Genomic DNA, 16,426 nt, shown 5'->3' with positions numbered 1-16,426 from the left:
CCTGCTCAGCGACCGCGCTGGCGCTCGATTTCCGCGTGCAGTACCTGCAGCTGCGCCAGGTACTGCGGGAAGAGGCCCAGATCCTCCTCGACCAGGCGTGGCCAGTCGGGCTTCGCATTCAGCAACTGCTCGACCTGCTGCTGCGGCGGGCGATCAAACCCTTCGCCCAGGACGGCCAGGTAGCGCTCCCTGAATCCCTCCGGATCCTGCTGGTCCTGTGCGAAGAGCTGCACCGCAATCAATCCGGCATACAGGTAATTGGCCAGGTAAAGCGGATCCTCATACATCAGCCGCTTGGATACCCAGGTGCTGCGCAGCTCGGGATACTGCTCCGATGCGCCCCCATACCGGCCCAGTACCTTCACCGTCAGCGCATCAAGCGCGTCTGCGTTGCCAACCTCATCGGCGGCCACTTGCTGATAGATGGACTGTTCCAGATCGGCCTCTTCAGACGATACAAACAGCTGCAGGATGATGTCATCGAGCAACGACTTCAGGTAATACGCTTTGGCACGTGGATCGCTGGCCTGCCGATAGAGCTGATCGCGGAACTTCAGTTCGTTGTAGATGGCGAAGGCCTCGGTCAACCACTTGTTGCCGTTGCGCTGGAACGAGGATGCGCCACCGCGCTGCATCCACTGCCCATGCATGGCATGGCCGGCTTCGTGAGCGATCTGGACATCCCCCTCCAGATCGCCCTGTCGATGACCAACGAACAGCAGCGAAGGCGCGCCAGGGGCGCTGATCGAAAACGCATCCATCGCGCGCCGCCCTGCCGATCCACCCAGATCCATGTGTCCGCCCGCAGGATCGAGCAGCCCGCGCAGCCCTGTCACGTAGTCCGGCCCCAGCACCTGCATCGATGCCGCTGCCGCATCACGCAATTGCGCCAGGTCAAGCGGCGGAGGGATATAGCCCGCATCAGGCAGGCCCATGTCCCAGATCCTTGGGGAGGCCTGGCCCATGCGCTCAAGATGGGTCAACTGCATCTGTTGATAGTTGCGTCGCAGCGGCGCGTGGCGCGCTACCGCCGCCAGTGTCGCGTCGACGGCGGCCTGATCCAGGCCCATGTGCCGGTAGCTGCGGTCAGGCGCAGTTCCATCGCCCTGCAGTTCCGACGCTTGCTCGTTGAGGCGGACCAGGCCCAGCAGCACCGTTGCCATTTCGCGGCGCCGCGACGCCATTCCCTGCCAGTAGGCACGCCATGCCGCTTCGCGCAGTGAACGGTCCGGCAGGCGGGAAAGGGCTCGCGCATCGGTGCGGCTGTCAAACGTGCCGCCTTCATGTTCGAAGCGCGCAAAGGGCGCCGATTGCAGCAGCTGCCGGTGCAGTCGCCCGAAGCTGTCCAGCGCCGGGTCGGCCAACGTGTCGACCGCATCCACCAGCGCTGCATTGGCCGGCTGCACACCCTCCCGCAACGCCCGTTCACGCAGGTCGGCATGCGGCTCGATCCAGGCAGCCTGCGCGGGCGCATCACGTAATGCCTGCTTGGCAATCGCCGCGATGCGTCCACATGTGCCGGCCACTTCGCCCTGGGTGTTGGCCAGCCGGGCATCATCAGCATTGCGCGCTGCCTGAAGATGCAGGTAGCCATGATGCCGGAGGCACTCGCCATACAGCTGCTCGGCCTGCTGGAACCGCACGTCTGGCGGCGCCTGAAGGGCCTTGAGGGCATGGGTGCTGCGCTCGAGGTTCTGCCATGCCTCACGTTCAAGGGAGGCGCTGCCAAAGTAGCTGCGGTCATCTGCCCGCAGAGCCTGCGCTTCCACTCCGTGTGTCATCCCGGCCAACAGCGTCGCGATGACAAAAGTGATGGCGCGCATTCCATTGCGATGCATCGATGTCTCCTGGTCCGTTTCCATTCCCAGCTTAGCAGCCCGGGTGGACCCGGATGCCGCATGGCAGGTGGCTTTCCGATTCCCGATTGCGCATCCGGATCCAGGCCGTCTGCCCACTCACATCCCGAGACAGAAAGGCCACCCGGAGGTGGCCTTTCTGTTCCCTTACTTGGCGTTCTTCACGTAGGTGTCGAACCAGTTCAGCATTTCCGCCACCAGCTGCTCGTTCGATTCCAGCGCGGTGTACCAGTGCGGTTCGTTCGGCAGCATCACCAGGCGGGTGGTGCCGCCGTTGCCGCGGATCGCCTGGTACAGCTTGCGCGACTGGAACGGCTCGGTGCCCGGGTTGGCGTCGTCCTCGCCGTGGACCAGCAGCAGCGGCAGCTTGATCTTGTCGGCATAGAAGAACGGCGAGGCCTTCAGGTACACGTCCTGCGCCTGCCAGACCGAGCGGCGTTCGTTCTGGAAGCCGAACGGGGTGAAGGTCTTGTTGTACGAACCGCTGGTCGCCACACCGGCCTTGAACAGCTTGGTGTGCGCGATCAGGTTGGCGGTCATCAGGCCGCCATGGCTGTGACCGGTCACGCCGATGCGGTTGCGGTCGACCACGCCCATGTCCACGGCCTTGTCCACCGCCGCCTTGGCGTCGGCTTCCAGCTGCTCCAGGTAGGTGTCGTAGGCGTTCTTCGGGTCACCCACGATCGGGAACGAGGCGTTGTCGATGATCGCGTAGCCGGCCAGCAGCATCAGGCGGTACGGCTGCAGGCGGGTGAAGGTCTGCTGCGAACCGGACACCTGGCCGGCCTGCGCGGCATTGGCGAAGTCGGCCGGGTACGCATACAGGATCGCCGGCACGCGCTGGCCTTCCTTGTAGCCCGGCGGCGTGTACAGGGTGAACGACAGGTCCACGCCGTCGGCACGCTTGTAGGTCACCAGCTGCTTCTTGATCTGGCGCACTTCCGGGGTCGGGTCGACCAGCCTGGTCAGCGCGGTCGCGGTGGACGCGAACTGCGCCTCGCCGGTCTTCGCGTCGGCCACCGCCTCACCCTGCTGGCGGACGAAGGCATTCGGCGGATCGATCACCGACTGGTGCCAGGTCAGGTAGCGCCCCGGCGTGTTGCTGAAACCGAGGAACTGCTCGTAGGCATCGGCGCTGCTGCGGAACAGGCGCTCGCTTTTCAGCGTGCCCAGGTCGAGGCGGTCCAGGAACGGACGGTCGCCCTGCGGCGACGCGCCACGGCCGCTGAGGAACACATGGTTGCCCTCACGGCGCACGACCTGCGCGCCATTCGGCAGGCGGGTAAAGACCAGGTTGCCGGGGTTGCCGTACAGCTCATCGCTGGACATGTCCCACAGCAGGCGGCCTTCCTTCTTCGGCTGGTCCACATCGACGATGCGGGTCTGCATCCAGTGGCGGTTCTCGTCGTTCTCGAACTGGAACGCCACGGCCGGATCGGCAGTCCATGCGAAGCCTTCGAAGCGTTGTGCGGTGCGGGTGACCTCGACCGGCTTGCCGTTGAACGGCGCCTTCAGCATCAGCACGCGATCACGATGCGGCACGCTCACCTTCCAGTCGCCCTTGTCCAGCGCTTCGGCATAGACCAGGGTGGCCGGATCGGTGGCACGCCAGTCGAAACCGCGCGGACCTTCCGGTACGCCGTGCACCGGCACGCGGTCGGCCAACGGCAGGCTGGCGATCGGCGTGGACTTGCCGCTGGCGATGTCCAGCACGGCCACGTCGTTGGCGAAACGCTGGTAGGTCACCGCATGCGAATACGGTGCCTTGATCGATTCGGTCAGCACGTGCACGCCATCGGGCGCGGCGCTGACTTCATTGAACAGCGCCGGTTGCCCGACCGGGCGCACGCGGTTGGCGACGGTATCGACCACGGCCAGCTGCGAGGTACCGTAATAGGCGAACAGCTTCTCGTCATGGACGCTGGTCAGCGTGTCGCGGGCTTCGTAGGTGCTGCTTTCGCCGCTGCTGCCCAGCGACTCCTGCGCGTCCGGACCGGTCGGCACGCCGCCATTGGACGGTGCTGGGCCCTGGTTGGCCGGCACCAGCTTCACCAGCAGGTTCTGGCTGCCGCCCAGCCACTGCACGGTATAGCCGAAAATCGGGTTCAGCTGCACATTCGGCACCTGCTTCACCTGGCCGGTTGCCGCATCGCCCACCCACAGCTGCACGCTGGTATCGACCGCATTCTGGAAGGCGAAGTGGCTGCCATCGGCCGACCACAACGCGCCGGTGGCGCAGCCCTGCGGCAGGTTGACCTTGGTCTCCTTGCCGCTGCCGATATCGACCAGGGTGAAGTCGGCCACGCAGGCCGGAATGCCGTAGCCACCGGGGGTGTCATGGCGACTGCGGTTCTTCGGCTCCAGGCGCACGCCGGCCAGCTTCAGGTAAGGCTGGGCGACGCGGCTGATTGACGGGTAGGTCTGCGCGGTGGTCAGCAGCAGGCGCTGGCCGCCCGGGGCCACGTTCGGCGCCGGCGGCGGCGGTGCCTTCAGCACCTTGAGCAGGTGTTCCGGCGGCTTGGCGTAGTCGGCAAGCGCCGGGCCAGCGGCCAGCAGGCCGACGGTGGCAACGGCAACGGCCGCCGCCAGAGAGGTTCGACGGATCAGCATCCTTATCCCCTGGGTGTGAATGGGTACCCGGAATCGGGCATGAACCCGAATCTAGCACCGCAGGGGTTGTCGTGAATGGGCCGGAAGGGCTAGTGGCCGGATGGGGCAAAGTGCAGCCCCGGCAGGTGCCGCGGAACTGCCGGCACCTGCCGGGCGTGGCCTGGCACTACTGCTGCGCGTGCAGGTCCCAGGTGGCCAGGTAATCGGGATCGACCACGATCATGCCGCTGGTGTGCATGCGGTACTCCCCAGGCTCGGCTGGCTGGTACTGGTCCAGCATCGGCGGCAGATAGCGCTCGTGGCCATCATTCTCGTCGGCCAGCACCACGCCCTCGTCGGCGCTGATGCGCAGCACCGTGCCGGCATACTGCTCCAGCCCCTTTACCTGGCCGTCGCCGCCATAGCGGGTCACCCCTACCAGTACGACCTTGCCGATCATTTCCTCGACCTTGGCGTCGTCCAAGGGCGGCAGCATGGGAGTGAATTCGTCGCTCATCGGTGCACCTCCGTAGCCTGCAGGACATCGTGGATGAGGTTTCCGCTTCGCAGTGCGCGTCGCTGGCAGCCGAGCAAATGCCCGGCCTGAAGCCTCTGCATCGAGAGTGCCAGTACGCCCATGAACCCAAGGGTTCCTGGAGCACGATGCTGCCATCACAGGCGGAAGGGACAGGTGAAGGCCGAACTCGGTCCTCGCCGATCAGGGGGTTGCACCTGCACCACGCTAGAATGCGCCCATGCGCACCGTACATGCCCTCCGCTACATCACGCCCTTGCGGGAAGGTGGCTCCCTGCCGGCCGTGGTCGAGACCGACGACGACGGCATGGCCGTGCTGAAGTTCCGTGGCGCCGGCCAGGGCCCGAAGGCGCTGATCGCCGAGCTGATCGCCGGCGAAATGGCGCGCACGCTGGGCCTGCCGATTCCGGAAATCCTGTTCGTCGAGCTGGACCGCGAGTTCGCCCGCACCGAACCGGACCCGGAGATCCAGGAGCTGATCCGCGCCAGCGAGGGCCTGAACCTGGGCCTGGACTACCTGCCCGGTGCCATCAACTACGACCCTGCGGCGATGCCGGTGGACGCCGACCTGGCCTCGCGCATCGTCTGGTTCGATGCGCTCACCAGCAATGTCGATCGCACCACGCGCAATCCGAACCTGATGGTGTGGCATCGAAAGCTGTACCTGATCGATCACGGTGCCGCCATGTATTTCCATCACGACTGGGCCAACGCCGGCGATGCCTGCGAAAAGCCGTTCGTGCTGATCCGCGACCACGTGCTGCTGTCGTTCGCCAGCCGCGTCGCCGAGGTGGATGCCGAACTGGCCGCGCGCCTGACCGATGCCGAGATCGAGCGCATCGTCGGCCTGGTGCCGGACAGCTGGCTGGTCAACGAGCCGGCATTCGAAAGCCCGCAGGCCTATCGCCAAGGCTACATCGACTATCTCAAGCATCGCCTGAAAGTGCGTGCGGTGTTCGTGCAGGAGGCCATCCGTGCCCACGCTGCACACGTATGACTATGCGGTCATCCGCGTGGTACCGCGGGTGGAACGCGAGGAGTTCATCAACGTCGGGGTGATCGTCTCCTGCCCTGGTGTGCGTCATCTGGAGGCGGCCATCGAGATCGATCCTGCGCGCCTGCGCGCCTTCGCGCCGGCGCTGGACCAGGAGGCGCTGCAGCCGTGGCTGGATGCGATCGTGGCGATCTGTCGCGGCGACGCCAGCGCCGGGCCGATCGCACAGCTGCCCGCGCGTGCGCGCTTCCATTTCCTTACCGCCAAGCGCAGTTCGGTTGTGCAGATGTCGAGCACGCATGTGGGCCGCACGGCGGACCCGGCGGGCGTGGTGGAACACTTGATGACGAAGATGGTGCGGGTGCCGGCACCATCCGCGTAGCGGCAACTGGTAGAGTCGACTGTTAGTCGACTAACGCGCGCAGCGCGGGCTCTTCGGCGGCAGCGAGAAAGGCAGTCGACTAACAGTCGACTCTACCCGGTCGACTCTGCCCGGCCGGTTCCATCACCATGCGCGTTCGCCTGCGGATTCAAGCTCACTCAACGGCCAGCGGCACCATCCATACGGATGGTCACCGATCTGCGCGGCAAGACCGGCTCGAACGGGATTTGCCAGAATGTAGCAAGCGTGCCTGTGCAGCGACGCGTCACTGCGGATCGCATGATCGTAATAACCCGCCTGCCAGATTGCCCCCCGGCTCCCTCGCCGTCGGTTTATTAGAAAGCTGCTGCGTGCCTTGAAACGCTGCACGCAGTAGCCCAGCGATTGACCACGAAGTTGAGCCAGCCAGTGAAGGTGATCCGGCATGATGATCCAGGCAAGTGATGCAGTCAGGCCTTCCCGATCCATCGATCCGAGGAGCTGCATGGCAAGGTCGGCATTGGCAGGACAATCGAAGACGCGATGGCGGTTCCGGCACACCATGGTGATGGTGTAGACGTTGCCCGCGATGGATCGCCGGCCGGCAAGCAATTGGGGACTTGGCATGAGTTCGAGAATGCCCGCCCGCATGGATTTCCGGCATCGGTTCTCTGCCAATGCCAGAATCAGGGATCCTCTCGATACAGCATCAGGGTATGTGGAGTCGACTGGGTAGAGTCGACTGTTAGTCGACTATCGCGCGAAGCGCGGGCTTTCCAGCGTGGGAGAGAAGAGCAGTCGACCAACAGTCGACGCTACCCGGTCGGCTCTACCCAGCCGGTCATACCCTGTCGGCCCTACCTGGGCAGCGCAAACGCCATCACGTAATCGCCGTTCGGGGTTTCCATGAAATGGTGGCCCCCGGCCATGATCACCACGTACTGGCGCCCACCCTGCTCGTACACCATCGGGTTGGCCTGGCCGCCGGCAGGCAGCTTGGCATGCCAAAGCTCCTTGCCGGTCTTCAGGTCGATGGCGCGCAGCAGGTCATCGGTGGCGGCGGCGATGAAGATCAGGCCGCTGGCGGTCACTACCGAACCACCGTTGTTCGGCGTGCCGATCTCGATCGGCAGGCCGGAACGGATGCCGAACGGACCATTGCCGCGCGCACTGCCGAACGGGCGGTCCCACAGCAGCTTGCCGGTGCGCAGGTCGATGGCACGGATGCCGCCATAGGGCGGCTGCTTGCACAGCAGGCCGGTGAATGGCAGGCGCCAACCGGCGTTGACGTCGATGGCATACGGCGTGCCGACCTGCGGATCGCCGGCGCCCTCGCCAGCGCCCTTGTCGGCGCGGATCTTCTCGCGCGGCAACCAGCCCAGCCGGTCGGCCTCCGCGCGTGGCACCAGCCGGTTGTAGTTGGGCATGTCGTTGTAGTTGGCTACGATCACGCCGCGTCGCGTGTCGATGGACACGCTGCCCCAGTCCGAGCCGCCGTTGTAGCCGGGGTATTCGATGGAATGGCGCTCGCTGCTGGGCGGCGTGTAGAAGCCTTCGTAGTACGCCTTGCGGAACTGGATGCGGCAGACCAGCTGGTCGATCGGGGTGATGCCCCACATGTCACGCTCGGTCAGGTCATGCTCGCGACGCAGCGTGTGGTACAGCGAGAACAGCTGGGTGGGTGAACGCTGCTCGGGCTCGACGCCACCCACCGGTACCTTGCGCTCTTCGGCAGCGGTCAGCAGCTGGCCGTTGCGGCGGTCGAGAATGTAGATGTCACCCTGCTTGGTCGGCAGCAGGATCGCCGGCACCTTGCCTGCAGCCGTCGGGTAGTCGATCAGGCTGGCCTGCGAACCGAGGTCGTAGTCCCACACATCCTTGCGCACGGCCTGGAAATGCCAGGCCGGCTTGCCAGTGCTAACGTCGATCGCCACCAGCGAGGTCGAGTAGCGGTTCTGGTTTTCCGTGCGTGAGCCACTCCAGTAGTCGCCGGCTGAATTGCCCAGCGGCAGGTAGACCAGCCCGAGCGCCTCATCACCGGTGGCCGTGGTCCACATGTTCGGGGTGCCACGCGTATAGGTCTGCTCGCGTGGCGGCAGTCCGCTGCGCTCGGGCTGGTCCATGTCCCACGCCCAGCGCAGCTTGCCGCTGACCGCGTCGTAGGCCTGGATCACGCCCGACGGCGCATCGCGGCGCTGCCCATCCAGCACCTGGTGACCCGTGACGATCACCCCACGCACGATGGCCGGTGGCGAGGTGATCGAAACATAGCCCGGTGGGACCTCGCCCATGCCCAGGGTGATGTCGACCTGGCCGTTGTTGCCGAAATTCACGCACGGACGGCCGCTGTCCGCGTCCACTGCAATGATGCGCCCGTCCAGCGTGCCTTCGATGATGCGCGCCCAGCACGCCGGACGGCTGCCGGGTGCGGCGCTGCGGGTGACCGTTGGCGGTGGCTCGGGAAGGGCCAGATCCGCAGCGGCATCGGCCAACGCCGCATCGGCAATGGTCGGCGTGCTGGGCTGCTCGTAATAGCTCACGCCACGACAGGCGGCGGTATACGGAATCGAAGCATCCCTCACCTTTGGATCGAACCGCCACAATTCCTTGCCACTGGCGGCGTCGAGTGCGATCAGGCGGTTGCGCGCGGTGCACAGGTACACGCGGTCGCCGACCTTCAGCGGCGTGGTTTCCGCACCCCAGCGCTTGTTCGGCATGTCGCCAGTACGGAACTGCCAGGCCAGCTGCAACGTGGCCACGTTGGCCGGGGTGATCTGCTGCAGCGGCGAGTAGCGGGTGCCGGCATTGCTGCGCCCCCAGGCCGGCCAGTCGCCTTCGGCGGGCTGGTCAGCCGGCTGCAGGCCAGTGGTATCGCGCGTAGGTTCCAGTCCGGCACTGGCTGCGCCTTCCGGGAATGGCAAGTGCCCATCCACTTCGCCATGCGGGGCGAAAGCCAGACCGAAGGCCGCCACGAACACCAGCATCAGGACGCCCGCCACGCTGCGCGACAGCCGCTTTGAAACCGGTTCGCGAAGGGTCGGCGCGAGCAGCGCCAGCACGATGCCGAGCGCGGTCACCAGGCCCAGCCGCGGCACCCAGCGCCAGTAGACGCTGCCTGACTCCCACCAGGTCCACAGCAGCGTACCAATGAACACCAATGCGTACAGCAGCGCCCCGCTGCGGCGGTTGCCGAACAGCAGGATGCCGCTGGCCAGCAGGCCGGCCCCGGCGATGGCGTAGTAGGCCGAGCCCCCGAGACTGAGCAGCCACGCCCCCAGGCCGCCGATGACCAGGCCGAGCACGACCAGCAGCAGCGACAGCACGGTGACAAGGGGATGCCGGGAGGCGCGGGCGGGAGCGGACTGCGGCGTGGCGGACATCGTCGATCTCCGGGGGCAGCATGCGCCCTTATCCCACCGCCGATGTGAAGCGCGCGCGTATTTTCTGGGTGGACCTGACGGGGTGATCGTCGGCTGGGTGGTTGTCGGCTGGGTAGAGTCGACTGTTAGTCGACTATCGCGCGCAGCGCGGGCTTTTCATCGCCCTGCGCAGAGCAGTCGACTGACAGTCGACTCTACCGCAGCGATCGGAGGGTCCGCAGCGATCGGAGAATCCACCACGAAGATCCGCAGAAATGACGACGCCGGCACAGGGCCGGCGTCGTCGGGTACCTCTCACAGCGGCAGGGTCATTCCTGCGCGGCGTCCTCGCTGCTGGCCGCAGCCGGCGCGCCGTCGGTCGTGGCGGGGGTGGCGACCGCCACCTCGTCCTCGTCCTCATCGATCGAGGCATCCAAGCGCTCCACCGCCTGCAGCTTCTCATCCTTGGACAGGCGGATCAGGGTGACGCCCTGGGTGTTGCGGCCGACGCGGCTGATTTCCGAGCCACGCGTACGCACCAGGGTGCCGCCATCGGAGATCAGCAGGACTTCGTCATTCGAGCCCATCAGCACCGCAGCGACCAGCTTGCCGTTGCGCTCGGTGGTCTGGATGCCGATCACGCCCTGGGTGCCACGGCCCTTGCGCGGGTAGTCCGGCAGCGGGGTGCGCTTGCCGTAGCCGTTCTCGGTGGCGGTCAGGATGTACTGCACGCTGGCGTCATCGGCACTATCGATCACCGCATCGCCATTGGCGGTGGCTTCCTCGACACCGTTGTCGTCCTCGTTCTCGTCCTCTATGCCACCGGCACTTTCGGCCACGATCAGGCTGACCACTTCCTCGCCGGCCGGCATCTTGATGCCACGCACGCCGGTTGCGGTACGGCCCATCGAGCGGACTTTGTCCTCGCCGAAGCGCACGGTCTTGCCATTGGAGGCGAACAGCAGGATGTCGCGCTGGCCATCGGTCAGGCCGACGCCGACCAGGGCATCGCCCTCATCGAGGTTGATCGCGATCTTGCCGCGGGCCAGGCGGAAGGCGAACTCGCCCAGCGGGGTCTTCTTGACCGTACCGTTCTTCGTAGCGAAGAACACGAACTGGCCATCGGCGTACTCGCGCACCGGCAGCACGGCCTGCACGCGTTCGCCCGGTTCCAGCGGAATCCAGTTGATGATCGGACGGCCGCGGGCGTTGGAACCCGCTTCCGGCAGCTGGTAGACCGGCAGCCAGAACACCTTGCCCGAGCTGGTGAAGGTCAGCAGCGTGTCGTGCGTGTTGACCAGCCACAGCTGTTCGATGAAATCCTCTTCCTTGGTCGCCGCCGCACTGCGGCCACGCCCACCGCGGCGCTGTGCGCGGTACACGCTCACCGGCTGCCGCTTCACGTAACCGGCATGCGACACGGTGACCACCACGTCTTCCGGTGCGATCAGGTCGAGGATGTCCAGGTCTTCTTCGCTGTGGCGGATTTCGGTGCGACGTTCGTCGCCGAACTCGGCCTTGACGTTGACCAGCTCCTCGCGGATGACCTGCAGCAGGCGATCGGGATCTTCCAGAATGTGGATCAGCCCGGCGATCACTTCCAGCAGCTGCTTGTACTCGTCGGTCAGGCGGTCCTGCTCCAGCCCGGTCAGGCGGTGCAGGCGCATTTCCAGGATCTGGGTGGCCTGGATCTCGGTCAGCTGGTAGCCGCCCTCGATCAGGCCCACACCCTTGGGCAGGTCTTCAGGACGCGATGCTTCGGCACCGGCGGCACCCAGCATCGCACCGACCAGGCCCGGCTCCCACACGCGTGCCAGCATGCGCTCGCGGGCTTCATTCGGGTTCGGCGAGGTCTTGATCAGTTCGATCATCTCGTCGATGTTGGCCAGCGCGACGGTCAGGCCTTCCAGCACATGGGCACGGGCGCGCGCCTTGCGCAGCTCGAACACGGTGCGGCGGGTGACCACTTCGCGGCGGTGACGGACGAACGCCTCCAGCATCTGCTTGAGGTTCATCAACTGCGGGCGGCCATCGACCAGCGCCACCATGTTGATGCCGAACACCGACTCCATCTGGGTCTGCTGGTACAGGTTGTTCAGCACAACCTCGGCAGATTCGCCGCGCTTGATCTCGATGTAGATGCGCATGCCGTCCTTGTCGGACTCATCGCGCAGCTCGCTGATGCCTTCGATCTTCTTTTCCTTGACCAGCTCGGCGATCTTCTCGATCAGACGCGCCTTGTTCACCTGGTAGGGAATTTCGGTGACGATGATCGATTCGCGGCCGTTGTCGGCCACTTCGATATCGGCCTTGGCACGGATGCGCACGCGGCCACGGCCGGTGCGGTAGCCGGCGACGATGCCGGCAGTGCCGTTGATGATGCCGGCAGTCGGGAAATCCGGGCCCGGGATGTATTCCATCAGGCCGTCGACATCGATGTCCGGGTTGTCGATCAGCGCGATGCAGGCGTTGATCGATTCGCTCAGGTTGTGCGGCGGGATGTTGGTCGCCATGCCCACCGCGATACCGGCCGAACCGTTGACCAGCAGGTTCGGGAACCGGGTCGGCATGACCGTCGGCTCCAGTTCCTTTTCATCGTAGTTGGGCTGGAAATCGACGGTTTCCTTGTCGATGTCCGCCATCAGCTCATGCGCCAGGCGCGACATGCGCGCCTCGGTGTATCGCATCGCCGCAGCGGAGTCGCCGTCGATCGAACCGAAGTTACCCTGGCCGTCGACCAGCATGTAGCGCAGCGAGAACGGCTGAGCCAGGCGCACCAGCGTGTCGTATACCGACTGATCGCCATGCGGGTGGTACTTACCGATGACATCACCGACGATACGCGCCGACTTGAAGTAAGGCTTGTTGCTGTGCGCGTTCAACTCGTTCATCGCGAACAGCACGCGACGATGCACCGGCTTGAGGCCGTCGCGCGCATCCGGGAGCGCGCGGCCCACGATCACGCTCATGGCGTAATCGAGGTAGCTCTTGCGCATCTCGTCTTCCAGGTTGACCTGGATGATTTCCTTGGCGGTTTCTGCCATTCGGGTTCCGTTGTCTGGTAGCGGTCCAGTCCGGCGCAGCCCTCTGCGGGAGGGGGTCGCGCCGGAACCTCGATTCAACCTGTGGATACTACCACAACAGGCCGTTTTCCGCCTCCCTTCATGGGGATTTTACCGGCATAAATCAGGAACTTAGGGCCCCATACCGCCCTGTAAAGCCGAGCCCATGCTCGGCTGCGGCGGATTCGCTGGCTGAGCCGAGCATGGGCTCGGCTCTACAGACATCCTCGATCCTGTCCCGCCTCAGCCGTCGAAGGCGGTGCGCATGTTGTGGGCGGTCGGGTTCAGGATCACCCCGCGCTCGGTCACGATGGCGTCGATCAACTCGCCCGGGGTGACGTCGAACACCGGGTTCCAGGCGGCGATGCCCTCGGCCACGGTGCGGGTCCCGCCCACGCCGTACAGTTCGCCCGGATCGCGCTGCTCGATCTCGATCTGGCTGCCGTCCACGGTGTCCATGTCCACCGTCGAGGACGGCGCTACGACCATGAACTTCACGCCGTGATGGCGGGCCGCGATGGCCAGCTGGTAGGTGCCGATCTTGTTGGCGGTATCGCCATTGGCGCAGATGCGGTCTGCGCCGACGATCACCCACTGCACGGCGCCGGTCTTCATCAGGTGCGAGGCAGCCGAATCGGCGATCAGGGTAGCGTCGATGCCATCCTGCTGCAGTTCCCACACGGTCAGGCGGGCGCCCTGCAGCCAGGGCCGGGTCTCGCCGGCAAACACGCGGGCGATGCGGTGCTGGGCCATGCCAGCGCGGATCACGCCCAGCGCCGTGCCGAAGCCTGCGGTGGCCAGCGAACCGGTATTGCAATGGGTCAGCACGCCGCTGCCGGCCTCGATCAGGCCAGCACCCAGCGCCCCCATGTGGCGGTTGGCGGCCAGGTCTTCATTGGCAATCGCCTGCGCTTCCGCCTCCAGCAACGCCTTCCAGTCTGCGCCGGCGGCGTTCAGGCAACGGCGCATGCGCGCCAGCGCCCAGGCCAGGTTGACCGCCGTCGGGCGCGACGCATTGAGGCGCTGCAGGGCCGGCTCCAGCTGCTGCAGCGCATGCGCGCCATCGGCGGCCTGCACCTCGCGTGCCGCCAGCACCACGCCCCACGCGGCGGCAATACCGATCGCCGGCGCGCCACGCACGGTCAGCGCGTGGATGGCGCTGGCAACCTCGTCACTGTCATGGCAGACCACGTGCTCGACCACGAACGGCAGCTTGCGCTGGTCCAGCAGTTGCAAGGCATCGCCGGTCCACAGGATCGGGCGGATGTGGTCGTAACGAGCGTAGTCGATGTCGGAGGCAGTGTTCATGGGCCCATTGTAGGGCCACGCCCCGCGTGGTTGGAGCCTGTCCCGGCTCAATTCACCGAGAATTCGGCGCGGCAGCCGCCGTCCACCCAGATCCCGTTGCGGTTCCAGCCCCAGGTGCTGCCTTCCTCGCAGGGCGTGCTGGACAGCTGCTCGGAGACCACAGCACCCACCGAGATGCTGGCGCCGCAGAAGCGGCGCTTCTTCGACTTCGATTCGCAGGTCAGGCGGCGCGGCACATCGACGAAGCGGCCCTCCTCGTCGGCCACCTCGAAATCGCCCTGGCAGCCACGGCTGGTCCAGACTTCATTGCGCTTGTAGCCCCATCCCTGGCCTTCGCGGCACGGCAGCACCGACAACTGGCGAAGCAGGCGCACCGGCGCGCCATCCAGGCGTACCGGGCAACTCTGCGGACGGCCATTGGATTCGCAGCGCACCACGCGGCGCACCAGGCGCTTGCCTTCCGTTGCCGCAGGCGCCGCACCCTGCGCACGGCGCGCCCGGAATTCGGCGCGGCAGCCAAGGGTGACCCACACGCCGCTGCGGTCGGTGCCCCACTCGCTGCCGCGGATGCAGCTGTTGCTCGACAGCTGGCGCACCAGATCGACGCCATTGTCCACATCGATATCGCAGTGCACCCAGCCCATGTCGCGCGATTCGCAGGTCACCACTTCGCCGTCATAGCCTGCCTGCTGGGCCGACGCCGATGACGGCAGCCAGGCACCCCAAAGCGCGATGGAGTACACCGGTGCCGCCACGACCGCAAACCACTTGACCAATGCCTTCCCCAACAGGAGTGGACGAATTCCGATGCCAGTGTCCCGCATCTGCCGTGATAAGAGCATCATCCCGCTTACCGAAGCAAGCGCGGAAACGCGGCAATCCGTTCAGTCTTCAACGTTCAGGAACGTGCGCCGCACTCACGCGTGGGCAAAGTCGTAGGCCAGCACATCAGCAATCCGCGGCGTGCGGTTCATCGCCATCAACAGGCGGTCGACACCCACCGCCACCCCGGCGCAGGCGGGCATCGACGGCAGCGCCAACAGCAGCGCCTCGTCCACGGCCGGTAGCACCTGGCCGCGCTCGTGGCGGCGCTGCAGATCGCGCTGGAAGCGCGCGCGCTGCTCGTCGGCGTCGTTCAGTTCGTGGTAGCCGTTGGCCAGTTCCACCGCGCCCAGGTACAGCTCGAAACGTTCGGCCAGCGGGGGCGTGCCCGGGCGGATGCGGGCCAATGCTGCCTGGCTGGCCGGCCAGTCGTGGACCACGGTCATGACATCGCCGTCGAAGCGCGGCTGGATACGGTGGGTCATCAGCAGATCCAGCCAGTCATCGCGGGTCAGCCCGACCGGGTCAATGTGCACCTCGCCCAACGCGGCACGCAGCGCGGCCTCATCGGCCTCGAACGGATCCACGCCCACGTACTGCTGGAACAGCTCCCGGTAACTGAGCACATGCAGCGTCGCATGGCGCCCGACCAGGGCCAACGCCTGGCCTACCAGCTCGGCGGTTTCCTGCACCAGCCGGTGGTGGTCCCAGCCGACCCGGTACCACTCAAGCATGGTGAACTCCGGGTTGTGGCGGCCGCCGGCCTCGCCATTGCGGAACACCCGGCCCAGTTCATAACAGTCGCCCACGCCGGCAGCGAGCAGGCGCTTGAGCGGATACTCCGGCGAGGTGCGCAGCCATCGGCGGCGTCCGCCGGCATCGACATGGCCGGTGAAGTCGGTATGGAAGCTGTCGATGTTCGGCTCGGTGTTGCCCGCGACCGACAGGATCGGCGTCTCCACCTCGAGCACATCGCGCTCTGCAAAGAAGCGGCGCACCAGCGCATTGAGCGCGGCGCGCTGCTGCAGCGCGCGCAGCAGGGCCTCGCTCACAGGATGCCCTCCGGGCGCGGATGGTCGAGCGGCAGGGTCAGCAGATCGCGCGTATCGTCGATGTAGCCGCTGGCCAGGTACAGGCGCCGTGCCAGTTCGTTGTGGTGGTTCACTTCCAGGCGCAGGCGGCTGACGCCACGACCGCGAGCGCGCTGTTCGCAGATGGCCAGCGCCTGCTTGCCGCGGCCACGCCCACGCGCGCGATTGCTCAGGTACAGCTCGTCCAGCAGCATGAAATGGCCGCCCTGTTCCAGGCTGAAGCCCATCGCGATCACCGCGTAGCCGACCACCTCGCCCGCCTCGTCCAGCCACAACAGCACTTCGCCATTGCGCGGATCGGCCAGCAGCGCGTCCACGCCGCGACGCACGCGCGCGTCATCGAAGTCGATCCTGTCTTCGGCGTAGAACTCGCGCATCAAGGTGATCAACAATTCCTCGTCGGCACGGGTGGCCAGGCGGAAATCCAGTGGGGCGGTCTGCATCGGTGT

The 16,426-nt window shown here is 66.0% G+C and carries 12 protein-coding genes; 2 read left to right on the top strand and 10 right to left on the bottom strand.

Annotated features, from left to right (window positions below; all coding sequences use genetic code 11):
* Positions 1-5: 5 nt before the first annotated feature.
* The 3 genes from VG543_RS08510 to VG543_RS08500 form a co-directional block, all read right to left on the bottom strand.
* Complete coding sequence (locus tag VG543_RS08510; RefSeq protein WP_423178479.1) at positions 6-1,838, bottom strand: M3 family metallopeptidase; 1,833 nt, start codon at positions 1,836-1,838, stop codon at positions 6-8.
* Positions 1,839-2,003: 165 nt separating this feature from the next.
* On the bottom strand, positions 2,004-4,466 hold the full coding sequence (locus VG543_RS08505) for a S9 family peptidase (RefSeq protein ID WP_329848401.1): 2,463 nt from the start codon (positions 4,464-4,466) through the stop codon (positions 2,004-2,006).
* 166 nt (positions 4,467-4,632) lie between these two features.
* Entirely contained in the window at positions 4,633-4,962 is a 330-nt protein-coding gene (locus VG543_RS08500; protein ID WP_010480503.1) for a hypothetical protein, read from the bottom strand.
* 238 nt (positions 4,963-5,200) lie between these two features.
* Here VG543_RS08500 and VG543_RS08495 point away from each other — a divergent pair, with 238 nt between their 5' ends.
* Together VG543_RS08495 and VG543_RS08490 are read left to right on the top strand one after the other, a co-directional pair.
* Positions 5,201-5,977: a HipA family kinase gene (locus tag VG543_RS08495; RefSeq protein ID WP_251103163.1), complete on the top strand. Its 777-nt coding sequence runs from the start codon at positions 5,201-5,203 to the stop codon at positions 5,975-5,977.
* Entirely contained in the window at positions 5,955-6,356 is a 402-nt protein-coding gene (locus VG543_RS08490; RefSeq protein ID WP_251103162.1) for a DUF3037 domain-containing protein, read from the top strand. Before VG543_RS08495 ends, VG543_RS08490 begins: the two co-directional genes overlap by 23 nt.
* Before the next feature lie 123 nt (positions 6,357-6,479).
* Here the strand turns inward: VG543_RS08490 and VG543_RS08485 are convergent, their stop codons facing one another.
* From VG543_RS08485 to VG543_RS08455, 7 genes are all read right to left on the bottom strand, one after another.
* Positions 6,480-6,986, bottom strand: a complete 507-nt coding sequence (locus VG543_RS08485; RefSeq protein ID WP_423178461.1) for an REP-associated tyrosine transposase — start codon at positions 6,984-6,986, stop codon at positions 6,480-6,482.
* Between the two features lie 206 nt (positions 6,987-7,192).
* Positions 7,193-9,715, bottom strand: coding sequence for a membrane-bound PQQ-dependent dehydrogenase, glucose/quinate/shikimate family (locus tag VG543_RS08480; protein WP_423178462.1), 2,523 nt, complete (start codon positions 9,713-9,715; stop codon positions 7,193-7,195).
* Positions 9,716-10,023: 308 nt separating this feature from the next.
* On the bottom strand, positions 10,024-12,738 hold the full coding sequence (gyrA, locus tag VG543_RS08475; RefSeq protein WP_164144615.1) for a DNA gyrase subunit A: 2,715 nt from the start codon (positions 12,736-12,738) through the stop codon (positions 10,024-10,026).
* Positions 12,739-12,999: 261 nt separating this feature from the next.
* Positions 13,000-14,064, bottom strand: coding sequence for an S-methyl-5-thioribose-1-phosphate isomerase (gene mtnA / locus VG543_RS08470; RefSeq protein WP_111102642.1), 1,065 nt, complete (start codon positions 14,062-14,064; stop codon positions 13,000-13,002).
* Between the two features lie 47 nt (positions 14,065-14,111).
* Positions 14,112-14,840, bottom strand: coding sequence for a DUF3011 domain-containing protein (locus VG543_RS08465; RefSeq protein WP_058981310.1), 729 nt, complete (start codon positions 14,838-14,840; stop codon positions 14,112-14,114).
* Between the two features lie 141 nt (positions 14,841-14,981).
* Entirely contained in the window at positions 14,982-15,938 is a 957-nt protein-coding gene (gene epmA / locus VG543_RS08460) for an EF-P lysine aminoacylase EpmA (protein WP_019660364.1), read from the bottom strand.
* Positions 15,935-16,420: a GNAT family N-acetyltransferase gene (locus VG543_RS08455; RefSeq protein WP_111098198.1), complete on the bottom strand. Its 486-nt coding sequence runs from the start codon at positions 16,418-16,420 to the stop codon at positions 15,935-15,937. The genes epmA and VG543_RS08455 overlap by 4 nt, the downstream gene beginning before the upstream one ends.
* Between the last annotated feature and the right edge of the window lie 6 nt (positions 16,421-16,426).

Origin of the sequence: Stenotrophomonas sp. CASM101 (genome assembly GCF_049384845.1) — a bacterium.
GTDB lineage: Bacteria > Pseudomonadota > Gammaproteobacteria > Xanthomonadales > Xanthomonadaceae > Stenotrophomonas > Stenotrophomonas hibiscicola.
Note: the sequence above shows the minus strand (reverse complement) of the source record. Positions and strands in the feature narration are given on the sequence as shown.